The sequence below is a fragment of the Kocuria aegyptia genome (assembly GCF_039530085.1).
GTDB lineage: Bacteria > Actinomycetota > Actinomycetes > Actinomycetales > Micrococcaceae > Kocuria > Kocuria aegyptia.
This window is the reverse complement of the sequence record NZ_BAAAOA010000046.1, coordinates 333,467-353,507: the sequence shown is the minus strand read 5'-3', so window position 1 is coordinate 353,507 and position 20,041 is coordinate 333,467. Positions and strand designations below refer to the sequence as shown.

Genomic DNA, 20,041 nt, shown 5'->3' with positions numbered 1-20,041 from the left:
GCGACGGCCGGACACGCCGGCCGGTCAGCCAGGACCAGGGACGATGCCGAGGGAGTCGAGCATGTCGCGGTAGCGCCGCCGGGTGCGCTCGGCCTCGGCCACCTCCCCGGCGTCCCGCAGCAGCTCGATGAGCAACCGCCACGAGTCGTCGCTCCAGGGATTGATCTCCACGCTGCGGGCCGCCGCCGCAACAGCGGCCTCTCCGCGGCCCAGGGACGACCTCGTCCGCGCGAGCGCCCCGGCGGCCTGCGCGGCGCGCAGACGGTAGCGGTCGCGGGTCTCCAGCAGCCACTCCGCAGGGCCTTCCTCCGGGAGCACGTCACCGGAGTACAGCTCGACCGCGCCCTGGAGAGCGGCCTCCGCCTGCGCCGGGTCCCCCCGTCGGCGCGCGGCCTCGGCCTCGTGCAGGAAGCGGTCGAACTCGGCGAGGTCGAACCACGACCCCGGATCGGGGAACAGCACGTAGGAGTTCCCCTGGCGCACGATCGCCCGCCGGCCGTCGCGGTCCTCGGGCGTGTGCAGGACGGAGCGCAGGGCCGAGATGCACACCTGGAGGTTGTGCAGTGCCCTCTGTCCATCCAGGTCCTCCCAGAGGATGCCGGCGAGCCAGTCGCGGTGCACGGGCCGGCCGGAGTGCAGGGCCAGCAGCCGCAGCACGGTCCGAGCGCGGGGCCGCACCGCGCCGAGGTCCACCGGTCCCGACCCGAGCCGCACCGCGAGCCCGCCGAAGCACGTGACCCGGACCTCCGGCCCAGTGGGAACGGGAAGCGTCCCTCCGGTCAGGGCCCGTGCCGCGGGCGGCAGGTCGCCCACCGCCGCAGGGCGCGGGGCGAGGGACATGGCCCATGCGGCCAGCACGTCCGCGTGCAGCGCCCGGAACCTGCCGGCGAGGACCGCGGCCCCGTCCTCGCAGAACCCTCCGCCGCGCACTCCGGCGAGGACCGTGGCGGCGTGCAGGAGCGCCGCCCCCCAGCCGTCGCCGCGTCGCTCGCACTCCCGGACCACCGCGTCGGCCAGCTCCGCGCCGGCGGGATCGCCGGACAGGGCGGCCAGCAGGCCCTCCGACAACCGGGCCAGCCAGGAGAACCCGTCGCACCGTGCGTGCCGGTGCACGGCCTCCATCTCGCCGGAGGACGCGTCGGTGGCGGAGCCCGAATCCTCTGCCTCGAACAGGGCCAGGACCAGCTGCGCCGCGAGCGCGGAGAGCCGGTCCAGGTCGAGGCGCTGGGCGCACCGGCGCAGCAGCGGCAGCGCGGCGCGACGGTCGCCCGCGAGCAGCCACGCGATGCCCGCCGCGAGCAGGTCCTCGTCGCGGGGGTCCGGTCCCAGGGCCCGCGCGACGGCCGCGGGATCGCACCGGATCGCCGTGCGCAGGGCAGGCTCCTCCCCGGCCGGTGCACCCGGGGAGGAAGGTCCGTCGAGGAGGCCCCAGGCGGCCGACCGGTCCCGGAGTTGCACGGCGAGTGCCGCCCCGACGGGGTCCTCGGTCTGCTCCAGCGCCCGGCACGCCGCCGTGTGCGCCGCACCGAACCGCCCGTCGTCGAACAGGCGGCGGGCCTCGGCGAGCCCGAACCACGAGTTCGTGCCGACCAGGCCGGGGGGCAGCCGCTCGGCCCAGCCGCAGGACCCCGGCACGAGAGCTGCTGCACCGGAGCGCTCCACCAACCGGTGGGCCTCCGCCCACCTGCCGTCCGCCGCGAGCAGGTCGAGTGCGTTGCCCAGGTCGCCGTCACGCTCCAGCAGCGAGACCGCACGGCCGCGCAGGACCGCGTACCGGTCGTGCGCCGTGCCGTCCCGGAGCTGCTCCGCGAAGAAGCGGCGCAGCACCTCGGACATCCGCAGGCCCCCCACGACGGCATCGTCGGACAGGAGGGACCGGCGGCAGAGCTCGTGCAGCACCGGCGCCGCGGCGCCCTGGGCGCCGAGCAGGCCGTCGCAGCGCCGCGGGGTCACGACGTCGAACATGGACGCGAGCTGCAGCAGCTCCGACTCCTGCGCGGACAGGTCCGACAGCACGTAGTGCCTCAGGTAGTCCCACGCATAGTGGGCTCCGGCTGTCGATGCCGCCCGGTGCCGTTCCACGGGGCTGCGGTTCATCGTGTGGAGACGGAAGAGGTGCAGTCCGGCGGCCCACCCGTCCGTGCTCCGCACGAGGTCGAGCACCTGTGCCGGTTCCGGGCAACGGCCCCAGCCGTCGCGGAAGAGCGCGTGCGCTTCGTCGACCCGGAACCGCAGGTCGTCGCCGTCGACGAGCACCGCCCCGGAGAACTCCGGCCGGGCGAGGTTGAACGACGGCGCCCGCCGGCCCGCCAGCAGCAGGTGGACGTTGGGCGGGCAGAGGAGGATCAGCCGCTCCAGCTCCGTCTCGGCCGGGGTGTCGGCGATCAGGTGCACGTCGTCGAGCACGACGACCAGGGGCCGGCCGGCCCGGGCCGCCAGCGCGACGAGCTCGGCGGTGGCGCGTGGCTCCGGACCGCTCAGCAGGATGGCGACCTGCCGGGCCAGGCCGGCCAGCAGTCGTTCCGGGTGCGTGTCCGCCGGACCCACCGGGTACCAGACCAGGGGCTCCGGCCGGCGCGCCGCCCAGTGGGCCAGCAGCGTGGTCTTGCCGGCCCCGTGGGGACCCACCACGAGGCCGAGTCGGGCGGAGAGCACACCGTCGAGCCGGCGCACCAGGCGCTCGCGCACGAGCCCGTCGGCACGGGGCGGGCCCGGCACGTGAGGGACGTCGTCCCTGCCCGTCATGGCGTCCACCCCCGGGTGGTCTCGGAACGGTCGGTGCGGGAGGCACCACCGGGCGCTCGCCCGGCAGGGACCGCTCGGCACGTCCTCTCGCCGGGCCACCGCCCCGCTTCCATCCTAGGAGGGATCGTTCCTGGTCAGAGCGGAAAATCAATGCGTTACACGCGGGACGCTGCCGTCACGGGCGAGGGGCACGACCCCGGTTCCGGGATCCGCCCGGCCGGGCAGGAGCGCGCGGCGTCCCGACCGGTGGGTAAGGTCGTCCGCGTCGGCAACAACGAGCCGACGACCGGACGACGACGAGGAACCATGACCGGAGCGCTGGGGCACCTGGGGGCGGACGGGGAGGAGTACCCGGACGCGTACTTCGTGCGGCTGGACGGCACCCGGTTCCGCTCGACGCTGCACGCACAGGACGCGTGGAACGAGGCCGAGCAGCACATGGGCGCCGCCCCGGGGCTGCTCGCCCACGCCGTGGAGGCCCGCCACCCCCGCGAGGACCTCCTGCCCGTGCGCTTCTCCTACGACATCCTCGGCTTCATCCGCGGCGGCGAGGTCGAGGTGGCCACGCGCGTGGTCCGCCCGGGGCGCACCATCGAGCTGGTCGAGGCCACGATGAGCCACGCCGGCCGCCCCTGCATCCGGCTGAGCGTGTGGCGGCTGCTGCGGGGCGAGACGGGCGGGACCGCCGGCACGCACCGGGAGGCCCTGCCGCGGGTGACCGGCGCCCTGCCCACCACGATGACCGGGCGGTGGCCGGGCGGGTACATCGCGTCCCTCGAGGGCCGCGCGGTGCGGGAGCACCGGCCCGGCCGGGCGGCCATGTGGCTGCGCGCGCCGCACGCCGTCGTCGACGGGGAGGAGTCCTCCACCACGGCGCGGTTCCTGGCGGCGGTGGACGCCGCCAACGGCATCGCCGTGCGCGTGGGCCCCGACGAGATGGCCTTCCCCAACGTGGACCTCGGCGTGCACCTGGTCCGGGAACCGGTCTCCCCGTGGGTGGGCCTCGACACGCACGTCACCTTCGGCGACACCGGGGTGGGACTCACCGAGTCCGCCCTGCACGACGAGGCCGGCTACCTGGGCCTGGTGGCCCAGTCCCTCACGATCCGCCCGTTCCCGGCCTCCGGCCGAGCCGACGAGCCGGGCCCGGGCCGGGCACGGGCCCGGGCCGGGGCGCCCGCCGCGCGACCGTACAATGGGGCGGGATTCCCGACGTCGAGACCAGGGGCGACCGCGCCCCGAGGAGGCCACCGAAGTGAGCAGCATCAACATCACCGTGATCGACCGCGAGGGCAACCGCACCGAGGGGGTCGAGTGGAAGGACTACGAGAGCCTCATGGAGGCGCTCACCCGCCACAAGTACCCGATCCTCGCGACCTGCGGCGGCAACGCGTCCTGCTCGACCTGCCACTCCTACCTCGACCAGTCCTCCTTCTCGAAGGCCAACGAGATCAACGACGAGGAGGAGGACCTCCTCGACATGCTCGACGACACCCGGCACGACACCTCCCGGCTCAGCTGCCAGGTCGAGTGGTCCGCGGACCTCGACGGCGCCGAGGTCACCATCGCCCCCGAGTGGTGACCCCCTCCTCCCCGCGGGAACGCCCCCGCCAGCTCTGACCAGACCCGGACGGACCGGCCGCGCCGGCGCGCAGGAAGTGGACCATGACCGACATCCGTGACGACCTCACGACCCGCGCCGCCTACGTCTCGGACGCGTCGATCTACCGCCGGCTGCCCGAGGCGGTGGCCGAGCCGCGCAGCGTCGAGGAGGTCCGCGAACTGCTGGCGCTGGCGAAGGATCGGGGCTGGTCGGTGGTCTCCCGCGGGGGCGGGACGTCGGTCGCGGGCAACGCGATCGGGGAGGGACTGGTCATCGATACGTCCCGGCACTTCAACCGGATCCTGTCGATCGACCCCGAGGCGATGACCGCCACGATTCAGCCGGGGGTGATCTGCGACCAGCTGCGCGCGGCGGCCTCCGAGTTCGGTCTCACCTACGGCCCCGACCCCTCGACGCACTCGCGGTGCACGATCGGCGGGATGGTCGCCAACAACGCCTGCGGCTCCCACTCCGTGGCCTGGGGCACCTCCGCGGACAACCTCGTTGCGCTGAAGGTCATGCTCGCGGACGGCCGGGTGGTGGAGCTGCGCGAGGGCGGCACCTCCGAGCCGGGGCTCGACCGGGCGCTGACCGGGATCCGGGACCGGCACCTCGCGATGCTGCGGACCGAGCTCGGCCAGTTCCCGCGGCAGGTCTCCGGGTACGGGCTGCACTACCTGCTCGGGGAGAAGGGCTTCGACGCCGCCAAGGCCTTCGCCGGGACGGAGGGCACCTGCGGGATCATCACCGAGCTCACGGTCCGCCTGGTGGCCAAGCCCGCCCACACGGCCCTGGCCGTGCTGGGCTTCCAGGACGCGTTCGAGGCCGCCACCGCGGCGCCGAAGCTGCGGGTCCCGGGGGTGTACACGATCGAGGGCATGGGTTCCGATCTGGTCGAGGCGCTGCAGATGCGCCCGGGCCGGGAGAACTCCGGTTCCGAGCTGCCGGCCGGCGGCGGCTGGCTCTACTGCGAGGTCGGCGCCGACACCCTCGAGGAGGCGGAGGCCCGGGCCCGGGAGCTGCCGGGCCTGGTGCCCGAGAACGTCGTGGACTCGATCATCGTGGCCGAGGCCCCGCTGGCGAGGGCCCTGTGGGGGATCCGCGAGGCCGGGGCGGGCATCGTGACCCGCCTGCCCGAGGGCGGGGAGGCCTGGCCGGGCTGGGAGGACTCCGCGGTCCCGCCGGCACGGCTGGGCGAGTACCTGCGCGACCTCTACGACCTGCTGCACGAGCTCGGCCTCACCGGCATCCCGTTCGGGCACTTCGGGGAGGGCTGCGTGCACATCCGCATCTCCTTCGACTTCGGCACCGAGGCCGGGACGGCGACCTACCGGACGTTCATCGAGCGCGCCGCGGAGCTGGTCCATCGCTACGGCGGCTCGGTCTCCGGGGAGCACGGCGACGGCCGGGCCCGCTCCGAGCTGCTGGCCACGATCTACTCCCCCGAGGCGCTGGCCGCCTTCGCGGAGTTCAAGGCCGCCTTCGACCCGGACGGGTTCTTCAACCCCGGCGTGCTGGTGGACCCGGAGCCCATCGACCAGGGCATCCGCCCCGGCCTCGGCGCCCGGACGTTCGAGCTGACGCCCGTACACGCGTTCTCCCGGGACGGCGGGTCGTTCTCCAGCGCCGTGAACCGCTGCGTGGGCGTGGGGTCCTGCCGCTCGGACGCCGGCGCCATGTGCCCGTCCTTCCAGGCCACCCGCGACGAGGTGCACTCGACCCGCGGCCGCGCCCGGTCCCTGGCCGAGATGCTGCGCGGGGAGTCCATCACGGACGGCTGGAAGTCGAAGGAGACCCTCGAGGCCCTGGACCTGTGCCTGTCCTGCAAGGCCTGCGCCACCGAGTGCCCGGTCAACGTGGACATGGCCACCTACAAGGCGGAGTTCCTGCACCACCACTACCGGCACGGCCTGACCTCCTTCCTGGGCCGGGACCGGCGGCCGATGGCGCAGTTCACGATGGGCTGGATGCCGCTGCTGATGCGGGTCGTGGAGAAGGTGCCCTTCTCCTTCCGGCTGATCAACCTGCTCGAGTCGCACCGGCTCGTCGAGGAGCTGACCAAGCGCCTGGGCGGGATCGAGCCGAAGCGGCGGATGATCTCCTTCGCCGAGACCCCGCTCACCCGGTGGTTCCGCAACCGTGCCGCCGCCCGCCGCCCCGGCGACGACGCCGACGGCCGGCCCACCGTGGTGCTGTGGCCGGACACGTTCACGAACTTCTCCGCCGACGCCCCCGGCAAGGCCGCCGTGGAGGTGCTCGAGGCCATGGGCTACCGGGTCCTGCTGCCCATGGGCAACGTCTGCTGCGGCCTGACCTGGCACTCCACCGGGCAGCTGGACATGACGCAGAAGGTGCTGCGCCAGACCCTCGACGTGATGGAGCCCCTGCTGGCGGCCGGGTACCCGATCATCGGGCTGGAGCCCTCCTGCACGGTCATGCTCCAGGAGGAGATCACCGAGCTGCTCCCCGACGACCCGCGGGCGAGGCGGGTGGCGGAGCTGACGACGACGATCGGCGCGTTCGCGGCCCGGCACCTGGCCGCCGGCGGCCCCTGGCCCTTCCGGGAGCTGGCCACCGCGGCGGGTCCCACCGGTGCCGTGTGCCAGGTGCACTGCCACCAGCAGTCCGTGCTCGGCTACGCCCCGGAGCTGGAGGTCCTCGCGAAGCTCGGCGTGGACACCGCCGTGGTCGGCGGCGGCTGCTGCGGGCTGGCGGGCAACTGGGGCTTCGAGCCGGGCCACTACGAGGTCTCGCAGACCCTCGGCGAGCGGGAGCTGTTCCCCGCGATCCGGGCCGCCGCGGACGGGACGATCGTGCTCGCCGACGGCTTCTCGTGTCGCACCCAGATCGCCCAGGGCACCGGCGCCCAGGGCGTCCACCTCGCCGAGGTGATGCGCGCGGCGCTGCCCCCTGCGCAGCCCGGCGAGCGGTAGCGCGCACCGGCCGGGGCGTGCGCCGCCTCCGGCCGCGGTGTCGGTGGCCCTGCCTAGAATGGGATGCCCGGGAGGGTTCGCCTCCCGGGACGTGGCACGCCACGACGTCCACTCGAGGAGGATATCCCCCCATGTCTTCGCTCTCCCCCGCTTCCCGCCCCGTCGTGGGCGCCCTCGCCCTCGCCGCCGCTCTGCTCCTCACCGCCTGCGCGGACCAGGAGCCGGACCGGGCCGGCACGTCCGGGTCCCCCGCCGAGAGCGGGACGACCGCCACCGCGGCGCCGCCGGAGAGCAGCCCCGCCACCGAGGCCGAGGACGCCACCGAGCCGGCCGGGGAGCAGGCCGAGGACCGGCCCGTCGTGCAGGGCACCGCCGGGCCGGCGGAGCCGCGCGCGACGGACGGCCCCGCGGAGGAGCCCGCCACGGACGGGGCCGCCGCGGACGGGACGGCCGAGGAGGGGACCACCGGGGGGCGGGCGGACGGACGCGCCGCCGAGGGCGACGGCACGGCTGCCGGCGGCACCACCGCGGGCACGCGCACCGGGGGCGGCTCGCCCCTGTGCACCACGTCCCAGCTCGAGGTCGCGGCCGCCCCGGTGGGCGGCGCCGCCGGCTCCGTGCACGTGGACGTCGTCCTCACCAACGCGGGCGGCGACCCGTGCATGCTGGCCGGCTACGCCGGGGTGTCCTTCGTCGACGTCGCCGGCACCATGATCGGCTCCCCGGCACTGCGGGACGCCACCGTCCCCGGCACCGGACAGGTCGTGGCGCCCGGGCAGTCCGTCACCGCCGGCCTGCGCATGAGCCAGGCCGGCAACCACCCGGCCTGCGACGCCCGGACCGCCGCCGGGCTGCGCGTCTACCCGCCCGAGAACACGGAGTCCGTCGTGATCCCCTTCCCCGTCGAGGCCTGCGGCGATCCGCGGGTCCACCAGCTCGAGATCCAGGGCTTTGGCGCCTGAACCAGCCCTGAGCCTGTTCACCGAGCACACCAGGGCCTGGTTCTCGGGTGCGTTCGCCGCGCCCACCGCCGCCCAGGAGGGCGCGTGGCGGGCGATCGCCGCACGGCGCCACGCCCTGATCGTGGCGCCCACCGGCTCCGGCAAGACCCTGGCCGCGTTCCTGTGGGCCCTGGACCGGTTCGTGGCCGAGGCCGTGCCCGCCGGCGAGGCGAGGACCCCCGGACCCACCGCGGACGGCTCCTCCGGAGCTGCGGGCGGCACACCGGGCAGTGGGGGGACCCTGCGGGCCAAGGCCCGCTCCGCGAGCGCCGCGGGCGGGCGGCGCGGGACCCGCGTCCTCTACATCTCCCCGCTCAAGGCCCTGGGCGTGGACGTGGAGCGCAATCTGCGGGCCCCCCTGATCGGCATCTCACAGACGGCGCGGCACGCCGGGGTCGAGCCGCCGGAGATCAGCGTGGGCGTCCGCTCCGGGGACACGCCCCAGGCGCTCCGCCGGGCCCTGCTCACCAACCCCCCGGACATCCTCATCACCACGCCCGAGTCGCTGTACCTGATGCTGACCTCAAAGGCGCGGGAGAGCCTCACGGACGTGCAGACGGTCATCGTGGACGAGGTGCACGCCGTGGCCGGGACCAAGCGCGGGGCGCACCTGGCGCTCACGCTCGAACGGCTGGACGCCCTGCTGGAGCAGCCGGTGCAGCGCATCGGGCTGTCCGCGACCGTCGAGCCGGTCGAGACGGTCGCCCGGTTCCTGGGCGGCCGGGAGCCGGTCACCGTCGTCGCACCGCGAGCGGAGAAGTCGTGGGACCTCACGGTCTCGGTGCCCATCCCGGACATGACCGTGCTGGGCGGGCCGAGCGCCTCGCCGTCCCTGGCCGGCTCCGGCTTCGGGGACGACGACCTCGACGCCCTCGCCCCCACCACCACGGCGTCGATCTGGCCGCACGTCGAGGAGCGGGTCGTGGACCTGGTGCTCGAGAACCGCTCGACCATCGTGTTCGCCAACTCCCGCGGCCTCGCCGAGAAGCTCACGGCGCGGCTCAACGAGATCTACGCCTTCCGCGTTGGGCACACCGACCCGGACGGCGCCGCCCTGGGCGGTGGGCCCGGGACCGGCCGGGACGGCACCGGCCCGCACGACGACGCCGGAGCGACCGGCCACCCGGCGCGCTCCGCGCCCCGGCAGGTCGGGGACGTGCTGCGCTCCGCCCTGGCCGAGCGGGACGCGGCGGGGGCCGGCGGGGCCTCGGGCGAGCCCGCGGACCTTCGCCGGCAGACCGGCCGCTACGAGGGCGCCGCACCGGTGCTGGCCCGGGCCCACCACGGGTCGGTCTCGAAGGACCAGCGGGCGGTGATCGAGGACGACCTCAAGACCGGGCGGCTGCGCTGCGTCGTGGCCACGTCCTCCCTGGAGCTGGGCATCGACATGGGCGCGGTGGACCTGGTGGTCCAGATCGAGGCCCCGCCCTCGGCCGCCTCGGGCCTCCAGCGCGTGGGCCGCGCCGGCCACCAGGTGGGCGAGGTCTCGCGCGGCTGGTTCTACCCGAAGCACCGCGGGGACCTGCTGGACGCCGCCGTCACGGTGGAGCGGATGCTGCAGGGGCGGATCGAGCCGCTCGCGGTCCCGCTCAACCCCCTGGACGTCCTGGCCCAGCAGACCGTCGCCGCGACCGCGCTGGGGCCGATCGACGTCGAGGAGTGGTTCGACACCGTCCGCCGGTCCTGCCCGTTCCTGAGCCTGCCCCGCTCCGCCTACGACGCGACCCTGGACCTGCTCGCGGGCCGCTACCCGTCCGACGAGTTCGCCGAGCTGCGCCCGCGGATCGTGTGGGACCGGGAGACCGGCACGATCGAGGGCCGGCCCGGGGCGCAGCGCCTGGCCGTGACCTCCGGCGGCACGATCCCGGACCGCGGACTGTTCGCCGTCTACCTCGTGGGCGAGCAGGACGGGAAGAACTCCAAGCGGGTGGGCGAGCTCGACGAGGAGATGGTCTACGAGTCCCGGGTGGGGGACGTGATCGCCCTGGGGGCCTCGAGCTGGCGGATCGAGGAGATCACCCACGACCGCGTCATCGTCTCCCCCGCCCCCGGCGTCCCGGGCAAGCTCCCGTTCTGGCACGGCGACGGCCCCGGCCGGCCCGTGGAGCTGGGCCGCGCGCTGGGCCGGTTCAACCGCGAGATCGCCGGGGCCGCCGAGGAGGACGCCCGCGCCCGGCTGCGCTCGGCCGGCCTCGACGAGTGGGCCGCCGACAACCTGCTGGCCTACGTGGGCGAGCAGAAGGAGGCGGTGGGGCAGGTCCCGTCGGACCGGCTGTTCGTCGTCGAGCGCTTCCACGACGAGCTCGGGGACTGGCGCGTGGTGCTGCACTCGCCGTTCGGGATGCCCGTGCACGCCCCGTGGGCACTGGCCGTGGGGGCCCGGCTGCACGAGCGGTACGGGCTGGACGGCTCCGCGCAGGCCGCCGACGACGGGATCGTGCTGCGCGTGCCGGCCATGGAGGACGAGCCGCCGGGGGCGGAGCTGTTCCTCTTCGACGCCGACGAGCTCGACCGGATCGTCACCGAGGAGGTGGGCGGCTCGGCGCTGTTCGCGTCCCGGTTCCGGGAGTGCGCGGCCCGGGCCCTGCTGCTGCCGCGGCGCGACCCCGGCCGTCGCTCCCCGCTGTGGCAGCAGCGCCAGCGCTCGGCGCAGCTGCTGGACGTCGCCCGGAAGTACCCGCAGTTCCCGATCATCCTGGAGACGATCCGCGAGTGCCTCCAGGACGTCTACGACCTGCCCGCGCTCAAGGAGCTGCACCGGGCGGTCGAGCGGCGCGCGATCCGGGTGGTCGAGACCACCACGGAGCAGCCCTCCCCCTTCGCCCGCACCCTGCTCTTCGGCTACGTGGCCCAGTTCCTCTACGAGGGGGACTCCCCGCTCGCCGAGCGCAGGGCGGCCGTCCTGTCCCTCGACGCCGCCCTGCTCAACGAGCTCCTGGGCCGCGCCGAGCTGCGGGAGCTCCTGGACCCCGAGGTCATCGAGCGCACGGAGGCGGAGCTGCAGCGCCTGGCCCCGGACCGGCGGCTGCGCGGGTTCGAGGGCGCGGCCGACCTGCTGCGCCTGCTCGGCCCGCTCACCACCGCCGAGGCCGCCCGCCGGCTCCAGGACCCCGGGGAACCGGAGTCCGCGTGCCCCGAGGACGTCGCCGCCGGGTGGCTCGAGCAGCTCGTGTCCGCCAACCGGGCGCTGCGGGTGCACCTGCGCGGCGTCGAGCACTGGGCCGCGATCGAGGACGCCTCCCGGCTGCGCGACGCGCTGGGCGTCCCCCTGCCCATGGGGGTGCCGCTGGCCTTCGTGGAACCGGTCGAGGACCCGCTGGCCGACCTCGTCTCCCGCTACGCCCGCACCCACGGGCCCTTCACGGTGGACGAGGCCGCCGCGCGGCTCGGACTGGGCACGGCCGTGGTGCGCACCACCCTGGAGCGGCTCGCCGCGGACCGGCGCGTGGTCGAGGGCGAGTTCCGGCCGGTGCGCCCCGACGGCGGCGGGGCCGGCCCGGCGGCCTCCGAGTGGTGCGAGTCCGAGGTGCTGCGCCGGATCCGGCGCCGCTCGCTGGCCGCGCTGCGCCGGGACGTGGAGCCCGTCTCCGGGCAGGTCTACGCCCGGTTCCTGCCGGCCTGGCAGCACGTCGGCCGGGGCCACCAGCTGCGCGGCGAGGACGGGGTGCTGACGGTGGTGGACCAGCTCGCGGGCGTCGCGGTCCCCGCCTCGGCCTGGGAGCCGCTCGTGCTCGCGGCCCGGGTGGCCGACTACCGGCCCGAGCTGCTGGACGAGCTGACCGCCACCGGGGAGATCCTCTGGTCCGGGGCCGGTTCCCTCGCGGGCGACGACGGGTGGGTGTCGTTGCACCTGAGCGAGGCCGCCCAGCTCACGCTGCCGCCGGCCGAGACCCTCGCGGTCGCGGCGGCGGCCCTCGACTCCACGCTGGAGCGGCGGGTCCTCGACGTGCTGGCCCCCGGCGGCGCGTGGTTCTTCCCGCAGCTGCTGGGCCTGCTCGACGCCGCCGGGGACCCCGTTCCCGCCGCCGAGCTGACCACGGCGCTGTGGAACCTCGTCTGGTCCGGGCTGATCACCAACGACACCTTCCTGCCCGTGCGCTCCCTGCTCTCCGGCGGGCAGGCCGCCCACCGGCACAGGCCCCGGACCCCGCGGGGCCGCTCCACATCCCGCCGGGGCGCCGCCCGGCTGCGGCCCGGCCCGGGAGGACGCGCCGGGATCGGCGGGGCGCAGCGCGCCCCGGCCGGGGCGGCGACCCTGGAGCGCCACGACTCCCCGCTCGTGGCCGGGCGCTGGTCGATGCTGCGCCCCGAGCCGCTCGACCCCACGCTGCGGGCCTCGGCCACCGCGGAGCTGCTCATGGACCGCTACGGAGTGGTGACCAAGGGCCCGGTGGCGGTCGAGGAGCTCCCCGGCGGCTTCGCCACCGTGTACAAGGTCCTGTCCACGCTCGAGGACACGGGCCGGGCCCGCCGCGGCTACTTCATCGAGGGCCTGGGCGCCGCCCAGTTCGCGCAGGCTGCCACCGTGGACCACCTCCGCACCTTCAGCACCGACGACCAGGTCCGCGCCGAGGAGCCCGTGGCGCTGGCGCTCGCCGCGACCGACCCCGCCAACCCGTACGGGGCGGCGCTCGAGTGGCCCGAGCCCGTGCCCGTGCCCGACCCGGACGGCGGCGGCGCGCCGGCGGGGCGGCACCGGCCCGGGCGGAAGGCGGGCGCCGTCGTCGTGCTCGTGGACGGCGCCCTGACCCTGTACGTCGAGCGCGGCGGCCGGACCGTCCTCGCGTTCACGGACGACGCAGCCGCCCTCGCCGCCGCGGGGCCCGCGGTCGCCGAGACCGTCCGCCAGGGCGCGGTGGACAAGCTGACCGTCGAGAAGGTCAACGGCGCCGGGGTCCTGGGGCACGGTCCCGTCGAGACCGCGGTGCGGGAGTCCCTGCTGGCCGGCGGGTTCTACTCGACGCCGCGCGGGCTCAGGATGCGCCGATGAGCGCCGACCCGATCCCCGGGGGCGGCCGTGCCCGAGGGTGACACCGTCTACCGCCAGGCCGCCCTGCTGCGCCGCGCCCTGGCCGGGACGGTCCTGACCCGCAGCGACCTCCGGTTCCCGTCGATCGCCACCGCGGACCTGTCGGGGCGCACCGTGACCGAGGTGGTGCCGCGGGGCAAGCACCTGCTCGTCCGCACCGACGGCGGACCCGAGCGCCTGCCCCCGCTGACCCTGCACTCCCACCTGCTCATGGAGGGCATGTGGCACGTCTACCCGCGCGGCGCCCGGTGGCGGCGCCCCGGCCACCAGGCGCGGGCGGTGCTGGAGAACACGGCCGTCCAGGCCGTCGGCTTCGACCTCGGCATGCTGGACCTCGTGGCCACGGCCGACGAGGACGAGCTCGTGGGCCACCTCGGCCCGGACCTGCTGGGTCCCGACTGGGACCGGGCCGAGGCCCTGTCCCGGCTCGCCGGCCATCCCCGTCGGCACGTGGGGGCCGCGCTGATGGACCAGCGCAACCTCGCCGGGATCGGCAACGTCTACCGCAACGAGGTGCTGTTCCTGCAGCGGCTGCACCCCCTCACCCCGGTGGCCGACGTCCCAGACCTGGGCGCGGTCGTGGACCTCTCCCACCGACTGCTGCACGTCAACCGGGACCGCTCGCAGCGCTCCACGGTGGGCGGCCCGGCCCGCCGCGGTGAGCAGTTCTGGGTCTACGGCCGTGGCCGGCAGCCGTGCCGTCGGTGCGGCGCCCCGATCCGGGAGGCGCGGATCGACGACGCCGAGCTCGTGCCCGGCGAGCCGTACCCCGGACCGCCGCGGGACCGGGCGGTGTGGTTCTGCGGCCGCTGCCAGCCCCTACCCCGATGAGCCCGGTCGTCCCGGCTTATCATGAGATCTCCGCCCCGGCGGTCCGACATCATGAGGAGGCACCATCAACACGACCCTGTTCGGCGCAGAGTATTTCGCGGCACCCGAGGACGGCACGGACGGCGAGGTGTTCCGCTCCGCGTCCCGGGTCTCCGCGGCGGCCCTGGACCAGCGCGAGGACGTCGTCCGCTACAAGGACCGCTTCGCCCTGCGGATCACTGACCAGACCCCGCACGACGTGATGGTCCAGAACCTGCTCTTCCTCCGCGGGGTCCTGGACTCCGCGGGAGTCGACTACCTGCTGGTGCGGGGCAACGACGAGCGTCCCGTCATCGCCGTGGACCTCAAGGACCGGCCCCGGCTGCGGCAGGCGCTGGTGGACGCGGCCGTGGGCGAGCCGTACTACGTCAAGCCGATGGACACCAAGAAGAAGACCGTGCAGCTGCTGGCCGACGGCGAGCTGTCCTCGCGCCGCAACGCCCGGGTGCTGCGGCTGTTCCGGCCCCACCACTCCGCGGAGGCCAAGCTCTACTACGGCCCCGGCACCGGGGTGCAGGTGGAGCTCTGGGAGTTCGGCGAGGACGAGATCCGGCTGCCGATCGAGAACTCACTGACCCGGCGCACCGTCCCGGTGGCCGAGGCGGTGCGCGGCACGGTGGAGCGCTTCGGCCTCACCTGGCCCACGATCGAGAACATGTTCGCCGACCACGCCATCGACATCGACTTCGAGATCGACATGATCTTCTCGTGGGTGGACGGCTCCGACGAGGAGTACCGCAGGGTCCGGGCCTCGTACATGGCCGACGCCGTGGTGGGCGAGGGCGACGCGCACGAGGCCCGCTTCCGGCAGGTCGACGAGCTGAAGTACGCCCTGCGCTCGGTGCACATGTTCGCCCCGTGGGTGCGCAACATCTACATCGCCACCGACTCCCGGCCCCCGGCGTGGCTGGCCGAGCACCCGCGCGTGCACATCGTGCGCAGCGAGGAGTTCTTCGAGGACACCTCGGCGCTGCCGATCTACAACTCCCAGGCGGTGGAGGCCCAGCTGCACCGGATCGAGGGGCTCTCGGAGCACTACCTGTACTCCAACGACGACATGTTCTTCGGCCGCCCGATCGGCCCGGCGCTGTTCTTCTCGCCGGGCGGGATCACGAAGTTCGTGGAGAACGAGACCCGCATCGGCCTGGGCGAGAACTCCGCCGAGCGCTCCGGTTTCGAGAACGCCGCCCGCGTCAACCGCCGGCTCCTGTGGGAGCGCTTCGGCCGGATCACCACCCGCCACCTACAGCACTGCGCCGCGCCCCTGCGGCGCAGCGTGGTGGCCGAGATGGAGCGGGAGTTCCCGGCGGAGTTCGCCCGCACGGCGTCCAGCCGCTTCCGCGCGGCGGACAACATCTCGGTCACGAACTCGCTCTACCACTACTACGCGCTGCTGACCGGCCGGGCCGTGACCCAGGAGACGGCCCGGACGGAGTACGTGGACACCACCACGCGCTCCGGGCTGCGGCAGATGGAGAAGCTGCTCGGCCGGCGCAGCCTGGACATGTTCTGCCTCAACGACGGCAGCTTCCCGGAGGTGCCCGCTCCCGAGCGAGCGGAGCGGATGACCGAGTTCCTGGAGCGCTACTACCCCATCAAGGCTCCCTGGGAGAAGTGACCGCAGGAACGACCGGGCCCGCACCCGGGGCGGTTCAGCCCACCCCGGGTGCGGGTCCGGTCGTTCCCGGCCGCCCGGCGACGGCCGCGTCCTCGACGCGGGCTCAGGTCCGCGGCCGGCCCCCGGCCCCGGAGTCGCTCCCGGGCCGGCCGTCGCCGTCGTACCGGGGATCGCCGTCGCGCCGGGCGTCGCCGTCCTGCCAGGGAGCCTCGTCGGAGTGCGACCCGGCTCCGTGGTCGGTGGCGTCGTCACGGCGTCCGCGCGGGGTGTCACCGGCGGTGGAGTCGTCCCCGTCCGGAACGAGCGCCGCGGCGTCCCGGCGGTGGGTCTCCGCCTCCTGGCGCACCTTGTCGGCGTCCTCGCCACGCCGCTGGGCGTCCTGCTCGAGGCGGTCGGCCTCGATCCGGGCCTTCTCGGCCTCGGCGCGGGCGGCGTCCGCGTCCGCCTTGCGCTCGCGGGCCGCGAGGTCCTCCTCCTCGCTGCGGGCGCGCAGCTCGGCGGCGCGCTGCTGGTTCTCCCGCCGCTCAGCGACCTCGTGCTCCTTCTTCTTGCGGCTGCCGGCCAGCACGGCCAGCACGACCAGGGCCAGCACGGCCACGGCCAGCACGATCCAAATCCAGGTGTCCATCGGTTGTTCCTCCTCGGTAGGCCCCCACGTTCCTCAATAGAAGCAGAGCCGGACGGGTCCGGCCACCGGCCCCGTCGTCCTCACGGCCGGCACCGAGCGGGTCCGGCCCGTGGTCGCGTCCCCGGCGCTGGGCGCACCGGCCGCCGGACGGCGCGCCCGGAGGGACCGCACCCCGCCCGTGCGGCTTCCGCCGAGGCGCCGGTCGGGGAGTCGCTCCTTGCCATCGCCGGTTTCGGCAGCACGCGCCCCGATCCGCCCCGCGGCCTCCCCGGTCCGCCCGAACAGCGCGGCGCCCGGCCGGGACCCGCAATTCACCCCGGTCGTCACGAGGCACCGGCGCAGTCGTGACCGAACATGACCCTCCGCGTCGGGCCCGGGCAGTGCCGAGCACCCGCAGCCGCCCTCTCGGCGCGTCCCGCATGATCAGACATGTATTTGCTTTACTTAACACATCCATGCTCCGTCCGCCCTCCCGAGAGGACCGCACCATGCGCCTCAATCCCGCCGGCCCCCTGATCACCATTGCCATCGGCCTGATCCTCTGGCTGGCGCTGCCGTCGGTCGTGGGGCCGCTGAACCTCGCCCTGGCCGGCCAGATCATCTTCTGGGTGGGCGTCGCCTACCTCGCACTGGTCCTGGTCGCCGCCGCCGTGCCGTCACGGCGCCGCTCCACCCGCAGCACCGTGGCGGACCCCGGCACCGGGGAGCGCATCGAGCGCTCGGAGACCGACCTCACCTGACGGACCCCGGGCCACTTCTGCGGGTGCGGTCGGCAGGATCGTCCGACGCGGGGCGGCACCGTCGGCCGGCCCCGATCCGTTGAACCCACCGGTCCCGCCCGGGACGCCCTGGTGTGTGCTGTCGGCCCGGGTGGAACCGGCGGGTTCGCGGATCGGGGGTCATGTGCCACGGAGCGCGGCCCACGGGGCGGAGGCGTGGTTCACACCCGCGCGGGGACCTTCCGCAGCGCCTCCTGCAGGGCGCCCAGGACGAGGGCCACCGACCCGGCGTCGGCGTTGGGGCCCATCAGGCCGATCCGCCACACCGTGTCCGCGTACTCCTTCACGCCCGCGCCGATCTCCACGGAGAAGTGCTCCAGCAGGTAGGCCCGCACCCGGGCCGAGTCGACACCCTCCGGCACCTTGACCGTGGTCAGCTCCGGCAGGCGATGCCCCTCGGCGGCGAACAGCTCCAGGCCCATGTCCTGCAGACCGGCCTGGAGCGCGTCGCCGGCGGCCTGGTGACGGGCCCAGACGTGCTCCAGGCCCTCCTCGGCGATCCGCCGCAGCGCGGCGTCCAGGGACGCGATCATCGCCGTGGGCGCGGTGTGGTGGTAGGTCCGGGCACGGCCCTGGGCCTCGCCCACGTAGCCGCCGAGCATGCCCAGGTCGAGGTACCAGGAACGCGGGTGCTGCACCCGGCGCTCGAACGCGGCGTCCGAGATCGTGAACGGCGCCAGCCCCGGGGCGACCCCCAGGCACTTCTGGGTGCCCGCGTAGCCGAGGTCCACGCCCCAGTCGTCCGCGCGCAGCTCGATGCCGCCGATGGACGTGACCGCGTCCACGAGTAGCAGGGCGTCGCCCTTGAGCTCGCCCAGCGCGGCGATGTCGGAGCGCACACCCGTGGAGGTCTCGGCGTGCACCGCCGCGATGATCTTCGGGGACGGGTGCGCCTCGGCGACGCGCTGCGAGTCGACCGGCTCCCCGTAGGGGAAGTCCACGCGCACCACCTCGGCGCCGCACCGGGCCGCGACGTCGCACATGCGCTCGCCGAACAGCCCGTTGACGGCGACGACGACGACGTCCCCCTCCTCCACCGTGTTGACGAACGCCGCCTCCATCCCGGCGGAGCCCGTGGCGCTCAGCGGCAGGGTGCGCCGGTTGTCCGTGCCCCAGACCGCGCGCAGACCGTCGCAGGCGCTGTCCATGGTCTCGAGGAAGGCGGGGTCCAGGTGGCCGAGCAGCGGGTGGCCCAGCGCCGCCGTGGCCTCCGGGTAGGGGTTGGACGGGCCGGGGCCGAACAGGTGTCGCCGGATCAGGGGCACGGTGCACTCCTCAGGGGAACGAGCGGGCAGGTCCGCCGACCAGCCTATGGCCTGCTCGCGCCGGACGACGTCAGCGCACGGCCCCACCGGTCCGGCGGTGCCCGCACGCCGCCACCGGCGTCCGAGGCGGCGGAGCAGCGCCCCGAGGCGTCGCACCGGTGCGTGCTGCGGGGCCGACCCGCCGACCAGGAAGGCCGCGCGCACGGCCTGCTGAACGTTCCAGGGCGCGCTTGCCGACCGCGCGGACGCCGGACGCCGGCACCGGGCGCCTCGGACTGTTGCCGCACGTCGGACGGGCCGGAGGCCGGGTTGTGAGCCGCCTTACGAAATGATGAACATTGATTTAAAGCTCAGTACCCTTGCATCGACGAGCCGAGGCCGGCTCACGGGTCCGATGTGCGATGCACGTGGGGGGACACCGGAGCACAGCCGGCCGAGCTCTCCCGGCGCCGCCCTCGATCGGATCCCCCGAGGGCGGCGCCTCCCGGCCACCGGCCGGAGTCACCCCCCGGGCGGCGCGCGCCTGACCGCCGGCCGCCGCACGGATGCCGTTCATGCTCCATTCCTCGCCGTCGGTGCCGGAATCGGACCCGGTGACGCCACCCCATGGCCCGGTCCCGGGACGATCGGGGACGTGACCGACCCTGCGACGCGGGCCGGGACCGCCGCAGCGGAAGGCCCCTGCACTGCGCATTCACGAAAGCACTTCCCGTACTGCCCTCGACGCGCCGAGAACCATCAGTAGACTGTGCTTTGCGTCACGTCCTGTCTCATCACCCTGACCGAGAGGCCGACCCCGTGAAGAAGTCTGCTCTGCTCGCAGCACCCGCCCTGGCCATCGCAGCGTTGGCCCTTCCCGCCGCTCCTGCCGCCGCGGCCGACAGCTGGTCCTTCCAGGCCGAGCTCGCACCCGTCAACAACAGCACCGCGGCGGGCAGCGCGGTCGTCCACGTCACGGGCCAGGAGGCTACGGTGACCGTCGAGGTCGCCGGCGCCCCCGCCCTGTTCCAGGGCGCGCCGTATCCGCACGCCCAGCACATCCACATCGGCGGCCAGGGGGTGTGCGCTCCCCCGACCGCCGACGCCGACGGGGACGGCGCGGTCAGCTCGATGGAGGGCGCGCCCTGGACAGGTGGGATCGGGGCGTCCCTGACCACCTCCGGCGACACGTCCCCGGCCTCGGCCGTGGCGATCGACCGGTTCCCCGCCGGTGACGCCTACACCTACCAGCGGACCATCCCGGTGGACGCCGCGATGGTCGCGGCCCTGCAGAGCGGCACCGCCGTGGTCAACGTCCACGGCGCGGACCCGGCGGCCCTCTCGGCCGCGGCGCAGGCCAAGGTCAACCCGATGGCCCCGGACCTGCCGCTCGCCTCGGACATCCCGGTGGCCTGCGGCGTCCTCGCGCCCGCCCAGATGACGGTGCCGGAGGGCCCTGCGGACACGGGCGTGGAGACCGCCGGGACCACCGCGGCCACGAACGGGATCGCCGGTGCGGCCGTGCTCGGCCTGCTCGCACTGGGCGCCGCCGTGGGCCTGCGCCGCCGGGTGGCCGGCGGACGCTGACCGG

The 20,041-nt window shown here is 74.9% G+C and carries 11 protein-coding genes and 1 pseudogene; 9 read left to right on the top strand and 3 right to left on the bottom strand.

All coding sequences use genetic code 11. The features are described from left to right. Window positions 1-24 precede the first annotated feature (24 nt). A complete protein-coding gene (locus ABD220_RS15935; RefSeq protein WP_344124237.1) occupies window positions 25-2,745 on the bottom strand; it encodes an AfsR/SARP family transcriptional regulator in 2,721 nt (906 codons plus the stop codon). Between the two features lie 150 nt (window positions 2,746-2,895). Here ABD220_RS15935 and ABD220_RS15930 point away from each other — a divergent pair. The 7 genes and pseudogenes from ABD220_RS15930 to ABD220_RS15900 form a co-directional block, all read left to right on the top strand. Further along, window positions 2,896-3,789 (top strand): annotated as a pseudogene (locus ABD220_RS15930) (thioesterase family protein); the annotation flags it as partial. 211 nt (window positions 3,790-4,000) lie between these two features. Continuing rightward, on the top strand, window positions 4,001-4,327 hold the full coding sequence (locus tag ABD220_RS15925; protein ID WP_344124235.1) for a 2Fe-2S iron-sulfur cluster-binding protein: 327 nt from the start codon (window positions 4,001-4,003) through the stop codon (window positions 4,325-4,327). A gap of 83 nt (window positions 4,328-4,410) precedes the next feature. Continuing rightward, window positions 4,411-7,281 (top strand): FAD-binding and (Fe-S)-binding domain-containing protein, encoded by a 2,871-nt coding sequence (locus ABD220_RS15920; protein WP_344124233.1) that lies wholly within the window; start codon window positions 4,411-4,413, stop codon window positions 7,279-7,281. 131 nt (window positions 7,282-7,412) lie between these two features. Further along, window positions 7,413-8,243 carry a DUF4232 domain-containing protein gene (locus ABD220_RS15915; protein WP_344124231.1) on the top strand — a complete coding sequence of 277 codons (831 nt, stop codon included), beginning with the start codon at window positions 7,413-7,415 and terminating at the stop codon, window positions 8,241-8,243. Next, entirely contained in the window at window positions 8,233-13,272 is a 5,040-nt protein-coding gene (locus tag ABD220_RS15910; RefSeq protein ID WP_344124229.1) for an Lhr family ATP-dependent helicase, read from the top strand. Before ABD220_RS15915 ends, ABD220_RS15910 begins: the two co-directional genes overlap by 11 nt. A gap of 27 nt (window positions 13,273-13,299) precedes the next feature. Further along, window positions 13,300-14,142: a DNA-formamidopyrimidine glycosylase family protein gene (locus ABD220_RS15905; RefSeq protein WP_344124227.1), complete on the top strand. Its 843-nt coding sequence runs from the start codon at window positions 13,300-13,302 to the stop codon at window positions 14,140-14,142. Between the two features lie 127 nt (window positions 14,143-14,269). Next, the gene (locus ABD220_RS15900; protein WP_344124224.1) at window positions 14,270-15,799 is read left to right on the top strand and encodes a stealth conserved region 3 domain-containing protein; all 1,530 of its coding nucleotides are present in this window, start codon (window positions 14,270-14,272) and stop codon (window positions 15,797-15,799) included. Window positions 15,800-15,902: 103 nt separating this feature from the next. Here the strand turns inward: ABD220_RS15900 and ABD220_RS15895 are convergent, their stop codons facing one another. After that, window positions 15,903-16,427 (bottom strand): hypothetical protein, encoded by a 525-nt coding sequence (locus ABD220_RS15895; RefSeq protein ID WP_344124222.1) that lies wholly within the window; start codon window positions 16,425-16,427, stop codon window positions 15,903-15,905. Between the two features lie 488 nt (window positions 16,428-16,915). Between ABD220_RS15895 and ABD220_RS15890 the strand changes: the two genes are divergently transcribed. Continuing rightward, entirely contained in the window at window positions 16,916-17,167 is a 252-nt protein-coding gene (locus tag ABD220_RS15890; protein ID WP_344124220.1) for a DUF6458 family protein, read from the top strand. A 200-nt stretch (window positions 17,168-17,367) separates the two neighbouring features. On the opposite strand, the gene ABD220_RS15885 is transcribed toward ABD220_RS15890, so the two are convergent. Next, window positions 17,368-18,471, bottom strand: coding sequence for a pyridoxal-phosphate-dependent aminotransferase family protein (locus ABD220_RS15885; protein WP_344124218.1), 1,104 nt, complete (start codon window positions 18,469-18,471; stop codon window positions 17,368-17,370). Window positions 18,472-19,269: 798 nt separating this feature from the next. On the opposite strand from ABD220_RS15885, the gene ABD220_RS15880 reads away from it, so the two are divergent. Then, window positions 19,270-20,037 carry a hypothetical protein gene (locus ABD220_RS15880; RefSeq protein ID WP_344124215.1) on the top strand — a complete coding sequence of 256 codons (768 nt, stop codon included), beginning with the start codon at window positions 19,270-19,272 and terminating at the stop codon, window positions 20,035-20,037. Window positions 20,038-20,041: the final 4 nt, after the last annotated feature.